Genomic DNA, 12973 nt, shown 5'->3' with positions numbered 1-12973 from the left:
TATTCTTGACAACAATACTGAATCCCACGATCACTATGATGAATAAGTTTATCTGTCCGCTTGAGGTCTTTACTTGCCATCAACAAGGCATCAATTGCTCCTTTAGCTTCTAAGGTAGGATGAAGTTTGTAACCTACAATCTTGTGACTATAAGCATCAGTGATGATACTTAAATAGCTGAATCCCTTCGCTGTACGAATATAAGTAATGTCACTAACCCATAATTCCCCTGCCTGATTCAAGACTAATTCCTTGATTAAATTCCCATATTTACGGTAAGGATGATTCGAGTTAGTGGTTATTGCTCTTGATTTACGTTGACGAATTAGAAGACCGTAATTATCAAGCAAGCGATATAAAGCATCTCGCCCTAACTTAATATTATGCTCCTTCAAACGAGGTTTCAAGCTTTCATATAGCTTAGAAGTACCGCAACGAGGTAAGTTCTTACGTATCTCCAATACCCATTTCAACACTATTGATTCCTCGAGAGGTTTTGAATGGACAACATTCTTTTGCTCATAAAAAGCCTGACGGCTTTTGCCAAACAGTTTGCAGAAGTAGCCAAGGCTGTAAGCATGACCATACCACTGCATAAGCAAGATTACTGTCTGGCTCCAGGCTTTTTTCGGATATTAATCTTGAGCTTCTCCTCAGCTACATCAATCAATGTATTTAAGGCAATGTTGTATATTTTGGCTTGTTCAAGCTGTTTTTCAAGCTCCTTGGTTCTGGCTTGAAGAAGGGCTAAATCTTGTTTCTCTTGAAAGGTCATTTCTGGTAAAGATAATACCATTTCCCCAGCATATTTCAATCGCCATTTATGAATTAAGGTATAACCATTATTAGGATGGAAATTGAAACGTTCGATCGCTTGAGCAGGCGTTAATCGCTGCTCCTCTATTTCTCGAACTAACCAGCGGCGAAAAGCCACTTCATAAGTGAAATCCTCATCCTGTTGCTCGAAAGAAGATGAAACTAAAGTTGTATTAAAAGAAGATTCGGTCGATAAAGACATCGCTGTAAAAGTTAACTAAAACTGTCAAGCTTTTTTAGGATGTGACACCTGACTGAGGGATTTTGCTTCCCGACTGAGAGATTTTGCTTCTCGTCCAAGAAATGTTCTATTTCCATTCTCCTAATTGGTTTCCAAATAGTCAGGAAATGAATGGAGATTCAAATATTTTCAACATATACCCGAAATTTATAGTTGATAATAAAAACATTTAAAAGCTATCCACGAAATTTGTAGGAACGCATAAAAATTCTAACATGAAAAATATCGCATATATATTATTGGCTGTGGCTGGATTGATGCTCTTGGCGGTTTTAGCTTGGGCTTTAACAAGTCTTTTAGATTTGGGTTTAAACGAAAGAACCATCATGATGCTACTCTTTGGCGGTATTGCTGGTGTAGGATTAATTAGCAGAGTAATTTATGTGGCGAAGGATTCTTTCGGCAAAGAAAATAAAGTAAAAAATAGTAGAAGATAATGAACAGAGAAGTACTTGTGAAAGCCGCTAACTTTTGTGCTTATCAAGAACGCACGCAACAAGAAGTACGAAAACGACTTGCTGAGTTGGAAGTAGAAGGTGATGAGGCGGAGGAGATTATTGTTTGGCTGATTGAAAATAATTACCTCAATGAAGAACGCTTTGCTAGAATTTTTGCAGGCAGTAAATTCCGTCAGAAACGTTGGGGAAGATTAAAAATTCGGCAAGAATTAAAAATGCGTGGCGTATCGGAGTACTGTTTAAAAGCAGGAATGAGTGAAATTGAAGACGAAGATTATATACAAACTTTAACAGACCTTCTTGAAAAAAAAGCGAAAGAAATCAAAGAAAGTAATCCATTAAAACGCAAACAAAAACTATTAAGCTATGCCCTTAGCAAAGGTTTTGAATCGGGTTTGGTGTTTGATTTGATGAAAAAGCTTTGATGAGAAGATTTTCTTGAAAAAATAATCTTCTTTAGTTCATTAACACTAAAATGAATATTAACTTCAACACTGTGATTAAACAAAAGAAGTTCTATACTCTTAGTATCTACATGATTAGAAAACTTCCAAAATAAAATCATACCAAAGTGCCTGACATCAGGTAAGATTATAATCAATAGACATGTGCTTAACAATGAAATAATTACCACTGTTGTTTTCATTAAGCAATGCTCCAAAATTACTTTATTGTCTCCATTTTATACCACTATAAAACGAGGGATAATGAATTCGCAATTCATTTTTTTATCATACATACACTTAATACAGTTTTTTCAATGAGTATTAAACAAAAAAAGAAAGTAGATGTAAGCGTATGCTTATATGGTAAACCCTATCACACGATTTTAGCCATTAAAAGTTTGCTTAAGCATAGTAGAGAACACATCAATAAAATCTATGTTACGGTAGAAAAGAATCAACCACAAAAGGATTCTAATGGAATGTACCTATTGAAGCAAGTGCTGAAAGATGAGCCAATCGTCTATTTCAAACCCAAGTACTTTTATAATTTGGGAGAACTAGATTTTGAAAGAACTCGTAATGATGCTAAGTACCGCTACCAAATTCCTTATCAATATGCTTTTGAGCAATCTGACCAAGATTATGTATTAGTGATTCACAACGATTGCCTTTTTCATGACGATGCAGTAGGTAAAATGTTAGAAACTTTTGAAAAAGGCCCTGAGAAACTGGCTGGAACAGGAGCGATTGGTCAATGTTGGGTATGTCCAGCGGCTTTTGAAAACAAGTGTAAGTCTAGTACTTTCGACCAATACAAACCTACAAAAAGTGAGTTAATTGAAATGATGAATCGTCATGATATTCCAAGAAGAGAAGTAACAATGCGATTAATCAATGAAGGTAAAATTCATCCATTGCCCGAATGTCGTTTAAATGAACATGCCGCTTTGATTAGTACAGCTATTTATCGTGAAAGCTCCTTGCCTAAAGGTAATAATGTTACGTTCGCCGCAGGCTGGGGCGGAAATGACTGGGGAACAGTTTGGTTTCACCAGATGGTAAATCAAGGTTATGTTTTTAAACATCATAGGCTAGAAGATTTTGCAACACATTCGCCCTTTAACTCATTAGGAAATGGCATCAGTGCGTATTCTAACTCAGATATTTATTGGAATTCAGAAGAATTAGCCAAGAAACATTTATTAGAAAACTATAATGTTTCTTTAAAACCGAAGCCCAAGACAAAAGTACTATCAGCCATTAATACCGTTAAAGTAAGTACTAAAAGAGTATTGGTGAAAACGATTAATCGTTTTAGGAAGTAATGGAAAATCTAGCGATTTGAAATTATTCTAAGTCTAGTATTTCAATAAAGAAAAGGGTATAATATTAATTAAATAGCTGGCTAAACTATCTTTTTAGTTTATCTTTGTGTTTTAAATACATCTTAAAACCTTAATCAATGAAAAAAGCTATAGTTTTTATAATTATATTTCTTAGTAAATCTATTTTAGGGATTTCTCAAAGTGTCAATTCCTTGGAGTTTAAAGAAGATTATTCAAAACTCTTTCAAGTTGTTGTACAGAAAGATAAAGAAAATTCATTCGTAATAATTTATCCAAATAATAAACTAGAAGCATCTGATGTATTTTCGGATTTGACTAATAATAATACTCTTTATTTGCATTATATTCTTGAAAATTATTCATCTTTTGAAAAGTCTAAGCTAGATGATTGTAAAAACGATACAAAGAAATTGAAAGAGGTTTTCATTGAAGAATTAAAAAAGGATAACTATTTTCAAAAAAATGTAAACAACCTCTTGTATTGGTACTTGAATTCAAAGAAGGTTTTTGGACTAAATAACAATTATGGACTTTTAGAGAAAGAGAAAATTACTAAAGAACAATTATTTTTAACAGCCAGTAAATTCTTTCATGCTGTAATGGTAAAGCCAGATAGTAGTATCTATTTTAAAGTTTGTGTAGGATACAATGGGTTCAAAGGTAAACTAGTTACTAAAGAATCCCATCCTTTAGTTGAAGCATTTTGTTTTATGACAGTAATGGACTTTGCTCAAGAAGATGAAGCAAATTATTATCAAGATTTTAAGTTAAATGTAAAAAAACTTTCCAAGGAATATTTAGAATTAAGTTCTGAACAGCGTTTGATTCGGATTAGAGAAAAGATGTATCAAATTATGGAAAATAATGAAGATTTAAAGAAGATTCTTTTAAGTGAATATGAGAAAAAAAAGAGTATGCTGGGGTTTGAATTAGAATGACATTTTTTCAATTCCCAAAACAAACACTTGCCAAAATAAAAAAATCACATTACCTTTGAAGCCATGAATAATTCAGCGAACACATACCGTACTTATTATTACTACTACGCACAGTAGCAGTCGGTTGTGTTTTGACTAATCTTTTTGAAAATCAAAAAATACATATACACAAACCGACTTGAAAAAGTCGGTTTTTTTTGTGCCTTCTTCCAAGTACGAAAAGGCTTTTAACCAATGAATGTAAAACCAGCTTCCCGAATGGATTTGGTGCAGGAGTATTACTTCTCGACCAAGCTAAAACAAATCGCAGCGATGCGTGCTTCAGGTATTGATGTGTTGAATCTGGGTATCGGTAGTCCCGATTTACCGCCTTCTGCTGAAACTATTTCAGCATTGGCAACAGCAGCAGAAAACCCTAAAAACCATGCCTATCAAAGCTATGTGGGTATTCCTGCCTTGCGTGAAGGTTTTGCGAAATTCTATCAAAATGCCTATGGAGTAAGCTTAAATCCTGTGGATGAAGTATTGCCTTTGATTGGTTCAAAAGAAGGAGTAATGCACATTTCGATGGCATATTTAGAAGCTGGCGACGAAGTTTTAGTACCCAATCCGGGTTATCCAACGTATCGTGCGGCTTCTTTATTGACGGGGGCTACGGTGGTTGATTATGATCTTTCGGAAGAAAATGGTTGGTTGCCCGATTTGAAAAAATTGGCAGAAAAAGATTTATCTAAAGTAAAATTGATGTGGGTAAATTATCCGCACATGCCAACTGGTGCGAAAGCGAATAGAGCCTTTTTTGAAGAATTAAGAGATTTTGCTTTAGCCAATAATATCTTGATTGTAAACGATAATCCTTATAGTTTCATCTTGAACGACGACCCCGAAAGTGCTTTAGCTGTGGAAGGAATGAAAGAAGTAGCTTTAGAACTAAATTCATTGTCGAAATCGCATAATATGGCGGGTTGGCGTTTGGGCGTTTTGGTTGGAAAAGCTGAGTTTATCAATCCTGTTTTACGTTTTAAATCAAACATGGATTCTGGAATGTTTTTACCATTGCAAATGGCAGCGGTGAAGGCTTTGGAAAATCCTTCGTCTTGGTTTGATGAATTGAATGCGATTTATCGTGAACGTCAGCAGAAGGTTTTTGAAATGATGGATTTGCTCAACTGTCAGTACGATAAAAATCAATCTGGAATGTTTGTTTGGGCAAAAATTCCAGCCAATTATCAAACAGGTTTTGAATTATCGGATGAGATTCTTGAAAAATCGGGTGTTTTCATTACTCCCGGTGGAATCTTTGGTTCGGCAGGTGATGGCTACATTCGTACTTCTTTGTGTGCTGAGGTATCAGTTTTTGAGCAGGCGATTGGGAGGATTGTTAGCTCTTTAGCTTTGAGTGATGAGCTTTGAGGCTGTAAGACTTTAGGACTTTAAGATTAAAGAAGCAAGAGTCAAGACGAAAGATGCAAGATACAAGACTTGGGATTTTAGGACTTTAGGATTGAGGATGAAAGACGCAAGAAACAAGACAAAAGACTTGAGAAGTAAGAGAGATTTAAAAGCGTTTTAGTCTAAAAAGAGTATAAAAAAGAATTTTAAAAATAAAGGCTCAAAGCCGACAGCTAAAGGCTCATTGCTCAAAGCTTAAAGCTCAAAGCCAAATACAAAATTATGATTATTTCAGTAGTTGGACTTGGGCTGATTGGTGGTTCGATGGCTTTGAGTTTAAAAGAAAATGGTTTTGCAGATACAGTAATTGGTGTCGATAACAAAACAGAACATATTATTAAGGCTTTAGAATTAAAGCTTATCGACCGTGTGGCTCTTTTACAAGATGCTGTAAAACAATCGGATATTATTATTTTGGCTGTGCCAGTAGATGCTTTGTTGACTTTATTGCCAGAAGTATTGAATCAGATTACTGAAAACCAAGTAGTCATTGAAGTGGGTTCTACCAAAAAAGCAGTAATTGAAGCGGTGAAAAATCATCCAAACAGAGGCAATTTTGTGGCAACTCACCCAATGGCTGGAACAGAATTTTCTGGGCCAGAAGCCGCCATTCGTCATCTTTTTGATGGTAAAAACTGTGTACTTTGTGATATTGAAGACTCAAAACCTGAATTGGTAGAATTAATCAAGAAAATGTATAACGAGGGTTTGAAAATGAGAATTACTTATTTGGATTCTATCGCTCACGATATTCATACAGCTTATATTTCGCACATTTCACATATTTGTTCGTTCGCTTTGGCTTCAACGGTTTTGGCGAAAGAAAAAGATGAAGAGAGTATTTTCAATTTAGCAAGTACAGGTTTTGAATCAACAGTACGTTTGGCAAAGTCGAGTCCAGAAACTTGGATTCCTATTTTCCGACAAAATCAAGAAAATATCATCGACGTACTCGATTCTTATATTACTACTTTGTTGACTTTCAAAGGTTTAATGATTTCTGGAAGTTATGATAAATTTGGGGAGTATCTAACCCAAGCCAATGATATTAAGCGTATTTTGAATAGGTAATTGTTTTCCAAACATAAAAAAGACTTTCCGAATTTAGCTTAGGAAAGTCTTTTTTGTTTTAGAATGAAAATAATTTTGCGTCGCTACCAATTTCAATTTTGGGTTTATTCTTTTTCTTATTCCACGGAGCAGTCGTACTCATGCCCATTTGTATTGCCAATCCTGCCATTATGAGGGTGAAAATGATAAAAACCCAGCGAAATATTTTTTGATTCTTATTCATGATTCGTTAAAATTAATTCAAAATAGAACGATGTCCCAAAGATAATAACATATTGACAAAGGATAAGTTTAGAGGAATGATGGATTCTAAGACAAAACTGATTATTTTGCAAATGTTTTAAATAACTAAGCTTGAATCAAGCTTTTAACTGTCTTCATTGCACATCATAACCCGAAAAACCATGAAAAATAAATTGAAATATTTTCTGTTTATCATTGCCGTTACAATCTTCGTTTGCTGTTCTAGCCCCGCCACCAAATATGAAAATGCCGTTGATGAAAGTAAAACTTGCTCGATGATTTTTATTGATAAATCTGTCAGTGTTGACCCAAACAAACAATTTATCTATGAAAAATATACCAAGATTATCAATCAACTAATCGACGAAAATATCAAAACTAAAGGCGATAAAATTGAAGTATTTTTCATTCATGAAAATACGGCAAAAGCCAAAGTAGCAGCATTGGTTGCTCGTTCTGAAATGGAAATTGCTGAGGGGGCAAGTGCTACGGATGCTGAAGCACAAAAGACAGAATTTGAAATGGACATCAGTAAAGAACGTAGCATTTTCAAAAAAGTAGTCATCAATCACTTAATGTCACTAAACCCTTCAACGAGTAAAAACAGTACAGATATTTTAGCCGCTTTACCTTTGATTGACCATGAAATTAGCAAAGGGTTTACGGTAAAAGCCTATTTTCTGTCAGACATGGTTGAAAGTATGAAAGGAGCAAATCGTCGAGATTTTCATAAAACACCTCCAGTTGATGATGCCGCAGCTGTTGGCTGGGCAAGAGAAGATGCCGCTCGTTTACAAACCACTCTGCCAAATATCAGCATGGCTCAAATCTTTATTGCCAAACCTTTTGAACCGACGGCTTCCAGAAAAATTAATAATCCAGCTATTTCAACATACTGGCAACGTCTTTTTTCTGAATTAGGCGTATCTGGAGAAGTAACGGAGTTGTAAGTTATTAGCAATGAGAATTGAGCTACGAGCCTTGAGTTTTAAATTTCAAACTCTTTCTCATTGTTAAACATATATTTACAGTAAGTGAAAGTTGAATCACTCAAAGCTGGAAGTTTAATAACTTATAAAATCATAAAATAAGCTCAAAGCTCATTGCTTTAGGCTTAAAGCTAAACAAATGCTCATTGCTAAAATCCCCAATACTGCCCAAGAATGGGAAAAATATTATGATTTACGCTTTACGATTTTGCGTGAACCATGGCATCAAAAAAAAGGAAGTGAAGTATTGTCTGATGAAGATCAAGCCCATCACGTAATGGCAGTTGATGCCGACACCGATGAATTACTGGGTGTTGCTCGTTTGCAAATTAATTCAGTAACAGAAGGACAAGTACGCTGTGTGGCAGTAGCCAACAATGCTCAAGGAAAAGGAGTCGGGAAGTTTCTGATGAAGTATTTAGAAGACTTAGGAAAAGAAAAAGGCTTAGACGAAATCATTTTGGATGCCCGAATCAATGCACTTGAATTTTATAAAGCAATAGGCTACGAAATCTATGCAGAATCGTATTTGCTTTTCGGCGAAATTCCTCATTGGAAGATGAAAAAACAAATATAAAAAGGGAGTCTTTCCCTTTTTATATTTTAAATCATTAGGTAACGATTCCTTATGAACGTTTACCTTTAGCATGATTTACAATTGAGTTGAGTTCAAAGAAATAAACTCGGATTTTATCAAATGTAGTTGTTGAGAAATATCATAGATAGATTTATCAATACTCTCAGCACTGGTATGTAAGGCATTTGCAAGCCACTGGATGTCTCCAATTTCTATCATATCATTATCTTTTGAAAGATTCAAAATACTTAATATCTTGCTGTGTTCGTGCCTAAGTTCATGAGATAGCTTGAAAGATACTTTTTCTATGTTATAAATTTGATCAAATAGTTTTTGTCTAGTTTCTACTTGGGCAGTAATATCAAATGCTATTCCTAGTACAGTCAATGGCACTCCTGATTTTTCTCTTTCCAAAATAGTAATACAGTTTTTAAACCACTTAAATGTTCCATTTTTGCATAGACATCTGTTAATATGAATATAAAAATCGCTATTTTTATTACAGGCGAGCTCTTTGTAGAATCTTTTTAGTCCTCCGAAATCATCAGGATGAATTAATTTATTTAAACAATCTTTTCCAAGTGTGTCAAATTCTTCGGTAGTATAACCAATCTCTTTGTGATATTGCTCATTAGTAAAGAGATTTCTTCTTTGATGTATATCAAATAGATAGATTACCATCGGCATGTTATACAGCACATGTTTCATGATTTCACTTTTAATGTTGGTATCTAGATTTAAGAACTTAGTGTTTTCCATATTAGAATATAGCTTGTTTAATGAAGGTTTTGGTATATTGACAGCCTTGCGAAGGGCTTTAAATACTTTACCAATGAGGTTTTACAACTGAATAATTATAAAACAATTCAGAGTAGCCATTGGCTACTCCATAATTGTTAGTAAGTTGGCGGTAATTAAAAAAGGAAAATATTTAGATGAAGTAAAAAACCAAACATTGATATAAACCGTAAATGAGTATTCAGTTCTATTACTAAGAAAATTATGCAGAATGTTCTTTTTCTTCCTTAACCTTTTTTATAAAATCATTTTCATGAATGTTAGAAGTAATAAAAAAATTATTGTAGCAGCTAAGACACTTGTAATATCTTATGTTGCTGATGTAAGTTGAAAGAAATAATTTAACTAGGAAAGGCCTACGAATTCTTTCACCACTTAGTCTATTCCCACAACTTGGACATTGATTTATTGGAGTTTTTCTGATAAAATAGTACAAGAACATACTTATTTGGAAAAGAAGAAGCAGGCTTACTATTACAAGTAAGTAATGGGTAATAAATAGATTATACATTTTTTGATGTGTTAGTGATAATTAGAGTAGCGGTTTAAAGGCCTCTAATTAAGTTGTAAATAAAAAATAAAAAACTTACAAGAAACATTGATACATTTCCTTTACAAGCTTTACTATCAATTAGATAGCGGTTGCAATCGAGCTTTAAACTAATGGTGTCAGAAAGTAAAGAGTGTATTTTATGAAAATTGTTTATTCTGCCTCTAAATTATATAAAATAAATATAAATACAACGTATTCGTTGTATAATTTTCTTATTTTCTCCCATTCCTTTACTCTTAAATGAAAAAAGAGGATTTTTTAAATAAACTTGGTGTTAGAATAAGGGAGATTAGAAAGGAAAAATCAATCACCCAGACACAACTTGCCCATTCAATTGGGAAGGATCAACAATCTATTCAGCGACTTGAAGCTGGAAAAATTAATCCAACATTATACTATCTTTTTGAAATATCTGAAGGTTTAGGAATTTCTTTAGAACGAATCATTATCAATATCGACAAATAGCCTTCATAAAACAAAACTAAAAGAAAGGTTAATATTCCTAGTTTTCTTAATGTTTTTTATTAGTTAAGATTTCAATAATATTGTTTTTATAGACTTGCGTGTTGGGTAATAATTTGAATAAAAGTTGTATTAAAATGGAATGAAATATTACTTAATTCAAATAGGTAAATCGTAGATTAAAATATTAGATTTACTTGTTTGAATTAACAAAATGTTATCACATTGATTTAGGAGGAAGTTGCTCAAAACCAAAGCTTCTAGTACACATCTATTAGGTGGTTGCTTTAAATTTTACTTAAGCCATTACCTAATAGATTTTAATCAATTATCAGGAAATTTCATCAACAAAATTATTCAAATAGGTAGTGTTAATCCAATTAACATAAATTAGGTCATAAAAGTAGAGATTAAATCAAGTGCATTCTATGTATATTTTAACAAGATATAGTTGAATATTAACCATAAGTAATTTTACGGTGTGACATTATTGTAAAACATAAGTATAGTGTATGGAAACCTTTAAGTTCTAAATCTCTATACTACAGATTTTTCTTATAATGAGTTATAAGAAAAAGTAAGTAAGACTAAGGTTAAAGAAGATGAAATTTTTGCTTAGAGAGTAAAGGAGAAATGAGTATTGAATTTTGGAACAGTGCTAACAGAAAGAGATTTACTATTTGATATAATTCAGAATACTCCCGAAAATTCTGTCAGGAATATTTTTATAGTGTTAGTGTTAGTCTCAAATGGTTTGTTTAAAATTCATTAGGAACGGGTTTAAACCCGTTCCTAATGAAAATAACATCCCTATACCTTCTCCCTAATCTGATAATCCGTAGTCTTCTCAGAATTTCTGGTCATTAATTCACCAATAAAACCTGCTACAAATAATTGTACGCCGATAATAATGGCTACCAAAGCCATAAAGAAAAGCGGATTGTCGGTTACGTTTCTAAATTTTATATGGTTGGCAATGGCGTAAATTTTATCGCCAATTAAGTAAATCGTAATAAAGCTTCCAATCAAGAAAAACAAAATCCCAAAACCACCAAAAAGGTGCATTGGTCTTTTACCAAATTTCTGTACGAAAGTAATAGAAAGTAAATCTAAAAAACCGTACAAAAAGCGTTCAATGCCAAACTTGGTTGTCCCGTATTTTCTGGCTTGGTGCTGTACTACTTTCTCGCCAATTTTATCGTAGCCATTCCATTTTGCCTGTACAGGAATATAGCGGTGCATTTCGCCATAAAGCGTAATAGATTTAATTACTTCATTTTTATAAGCTTTGAGTCCGCAATTGAAATCATTCAAATATACGCCCGACATTGAGCGAGTAGCTGCATTGTATAATTTGGTAGGAATGGTTTTTGTGATTGGGTCGAAGCGTTTTTGTTTCCAGCCCGAAACCAAATCGTAATTATCTTCCGTAATCATGCGGTATAATTCAGGAATTTCTTCTGGACTGTCCTGCAAATCAGCGTCCATCGTAATGACTACTTTTCCTCTGGCTTCTTTAAAACCTACGTGCAAAGCCGCTGATTTTCCGTAATTTCTGCTGAAAGAAATCCCTTTTACAAAAGTATTTTTGCTGGATAAATCCTTCACCACTTGCCAAGAATTATCTCGGCTACCGTCGTTTACAAAGATTACTTCGTAGCTGTAATGATGCGTTTTCATTACTTTTTCTATCCAAGAACAAAGTTCGGGCAATGATTCTTCTTCGTTGTAAAGGGGAATGATAACAGAAATATCTAACATGATGTGATGATATATTTACGGGATAGAATCCCGTTTTACAGCTTAAAAAATTAAATAATACTCTTTTAAGAGTGTTGCAAATTGTGTTGTATAGCTTTCGTCAAGTTTACGAATGAGTAAGTCCTCTTGAATCGTTTCTTGTTCAGCAAACCCAAAGGTCGTAATAATTCTTAATATTTTCGAGCCATCTCGGTGTCTTATCAGTAATTTTTTGTTGGGATAAAGTCCTTTTTGCAAGGCTAAATTTTCCAATACTGTACTTTCATAAGCTGGAAGTAAAACCACAAAACGCCCCTCGGTCGATAATAGTGCCATCACCGAAGCCAACAAATCTTCAAACGAAAGTGTATCTGTGTGTAATGCCTTATTTCTATTTTCTTGAACTGATTTTAAATGATTCTGAAAAAAAGGCGGATTACTGACGATTAACTCGAAAGACAAATCTTTATTGTTTTCGGCAAAATCCTGAATACTTTGATGAAAAACCGTGATTTGCTCTTTGAAAATACTGTTCTGAACATTTTCAACCGCTTGTTGATAAGCCTTCTCGTCTAATTCAACGGCAGAGATTTTTGCCTCAGAACGTTGTGCCAGCATAAGTGCTATCAGTCCAGTACCAGTGCCGATGTCCAATACTTTTGTAGTATTTTCAAGTGAAGTATAAGCTCCCAAAATACAAGCGTCGGTACTTACTTTCATCGCCGTTTGGTCTTGATGAATCATAAATTGCTTGAATTGAAAACCGTTTATACTTTTTGACATTAGATTTTGTGGATAATTTGCATCTTTGAACAGCATTCAAAATTACGACAATTTATTTTT

Annotated in this window: 15 protein-coding genes; 9 read left to right on the top strand and 6 right to left on the bottom strand. The window is 33.7% G+C overall.

Annotation, left to right across the window (positions count from 1 at the left end):
• On the bottom strand, nucleotides 1–461 hold a 461-nt coding region (locus HNP25_RS09750; RefSeq protein WP_221432437.1), incomplete at its 3' end, for a DDE-type integrase/transposase/recombinase.
• Nucleotides 462–604: 143 nt separating this feature from the next.
• On the bottom strand, nucleotides 605–1018 hold the full coding sequence (locus tag HNP25_RS09745; RefSeq protein ID WP_184133729.1) for a hypothetical protein: 414 nt from the start codon (nucleotides 1016–1018) through the stop codon (nucleotides 605–607).
• Nucleotides 1019–1272: 254 nt separating this feature from the next.
• Between HNP25_RS09745 and HNP25_RS09740 the strand changes: the two genes are divergently transcribed.
• The 6 genes from HNP25_RS09740 to HNP25_RS09715 all read left to right on the top strand — a co-directional run bounded on the left by HNP25_RS09740 (nucleotide 1273) and on the right by HNP25_RS09715 (nucleotide 6768).
• Entirely contained in the window at nucleotides 1273–1494 is a 222-nt protein-coding gene (locus HNP25_RS09740; protein WP_184133727.1) for a hypothetical protein, read from the top strand.
• Nucleotides 1494–1940 (top strand): regulatory protein RecX, encoded by a 447-nt coding sequence (locus HNP25_RS09735; RefSeq protein ID WP_184133725.1) that lies wholly within the window; start codon nucleotides 1494–1496, stop codon nucleotides 1938–1940. Before HNP25_RS09740 ends, HNP25_RS09735 begins: the two co-directional genes overlap by 1 nt.
• Nucleotides 1941–2275: 335 nt before the next feature.
• Nucleotides 2276–3286: a glycosyltransferase family 2 protein gene (locus HNP25_RS09730; protein WP_184133723.1), complete on the top strand. Its 1011-nt coding sequence runs from the start codon at nucleotides 2276–2278 to the stop codon at nucleotides 3284–3286.
• 137 nt (nucleotides 3287–3423) lie between these two features.
• Nucleotides 3424–4245: a hypothetical protein gene (locus HNP25_RS09725; RefSeq protein ID WP_184133721.1), complete on the top strand. Its 822-nt coding sequence runs from the start codon at nucleotides 3424–3426 to the stop codon at nucleotides 4243–4245.
• Between the two features lie 234 nt (nucleotides 4246–4479).
• Nucleotides 4480–5658 (top strand): pyridoxal phosphate-dependent aminotransferase, encoded by a 1179-nt coding sequence (locus HNP25_RS09720; protein ID WP_184133718.1) that lies wholly within the window; start codon nucleotides 4480–4482, stop codon nucleotides 5656–5658.
• Between the two features lie 261 nt (nucleotides 5659–5919).
• Nucleotides 5920–6768, top strand: coding sequence for a prephenate dehydrogenase (locus HNP25_RS09715; RefSeq protein ID WP_184133716.1), 849 nt, complete (start codon nucleotides 5920–5922; stop codon nucleotides 6766–6768).
• A 58-nt stretch (nucleotides 6769–6826) separates the two neighbouring features.
• Here HNP25_RS09715 and HNP25_RS09710 read toward each other — a convergent pair whose 3' ends face one another.
• Nucleotides 6827–6991, bottom strand: a complete 165-nt coding sequence (locus tag HNP25_RS09710; RefSeq protein WP_184133715.1) for a hypothetical protein — start codon at nucleotides 6989–6991, stop codon at nucleotides 6827–6829.
• Between the two features lie 181 nt (nucleotides 6992–7172).
• Between HNP25_RS09710 and HNP25_RS09705 the strand changes: the two genes are divergently transcribed.
• A complete protein-coding gene (locus HNP25_RS09705) occupies nucleotides 7173–7961 on the top strand; it encodes a hypothetical protein (RefSeq protein ID WP_184133713.1) in 789 nt (262 codons plus the stop codon).
• Nucleotides 7962–8139: 178 nt separating this feature from the next.
• Nucleotides 8140–8577, top strand: coding sequence for a GNAT family N-acetyltransferase (locus HNP25_RS09700; protein WP_184133711.1), 438 nt, complete (start codon nucleotides 8140–8142; stop codon nucleotides 8575–8577).
• Nucleotides 8578–8652: 75 nt separating this feature from the next.
• On the opposite strand, the gene HNP25_RS09695 is transcribed toward HNP25_RS09700, so the two are convergent.
• Nucleotides 8653–9336 (bottom strand): PAS domain-containing protein, encoded by a 684-nt coding sequence (locus tag HNP25_RS09695; protein ID WP_184133709.1) that lies wholly within the window; start codon nucleotides 9334–9336, stop codon nucleotides 8653–8655.
• Nucleotides 9337–10168: 832 nt separating this feature from the next.
• Between HNP25_RS09695 and HNP25_RS09690 the strand changes: the two genes are divergently transcribed.
• Complete coding sequence (locus tag HNP25_RS09690; RefSeq protein WP_184133707.1) at nucleotides 10169–10393, top strand: helix-turn-helix transcriptional regulator; 225 nt, start codon at nucleotides 10169–10171, stop codon at nucleotides 10391–10393.
• A gap of 807 nt (nucleotides 10394–11200) precedes the next feature.
• Here HNP25_RS09690 and HNP25_RS09685 read toward each other — a convergent pair.
• Both HNP25_RS09685 and HNP25_RS09680 read right to left on the bottom strand, forming a co-directional pair.
• The gene (locus tag HNP25_RS09685) at nucleotides 11201–12151 is read right to left on the bottom strand and encodes a glycosyltransferase family 2 protein (protein WP_184133705.1); all 951 of its coding nucleotides are present in this window, start codon (nucleotides 12149–12151) and stop codon (nucleotides 11201–11203) included.
• Nucleotides 12152–12193: 42 nt separating this feature from the next.
• The gene (locus HNP25_RS09680; protein WP_184133703.1) at nucleotides 12194–12913 is read right to left on the bottom strand and encodes a tRNA1(Val) (adenine(37)-N6)-methyltransferase; all 720 of its coding nucleotides are present in this window, start codon (nucleotides 12911–12913) and stop codon (nucleotides 12194–12196) included.
• Nucleotides 12914–12973 lie beyond the last annotated feature (60 nt).

This window comes from Arcicella rosea, from assembly GCF_014204325.1.
Lineage (GTDB): Bacteria > Bacteroidota > Bacteroidia > Cytophagales > Spirosomataceae > Arcicella > Arcicella rosea_A.
The sequence above is the reverse complement of the archived record's forward strand: the minus strand, read 5'-3'. Positions and strand labels throughout refer to the sequence as shown.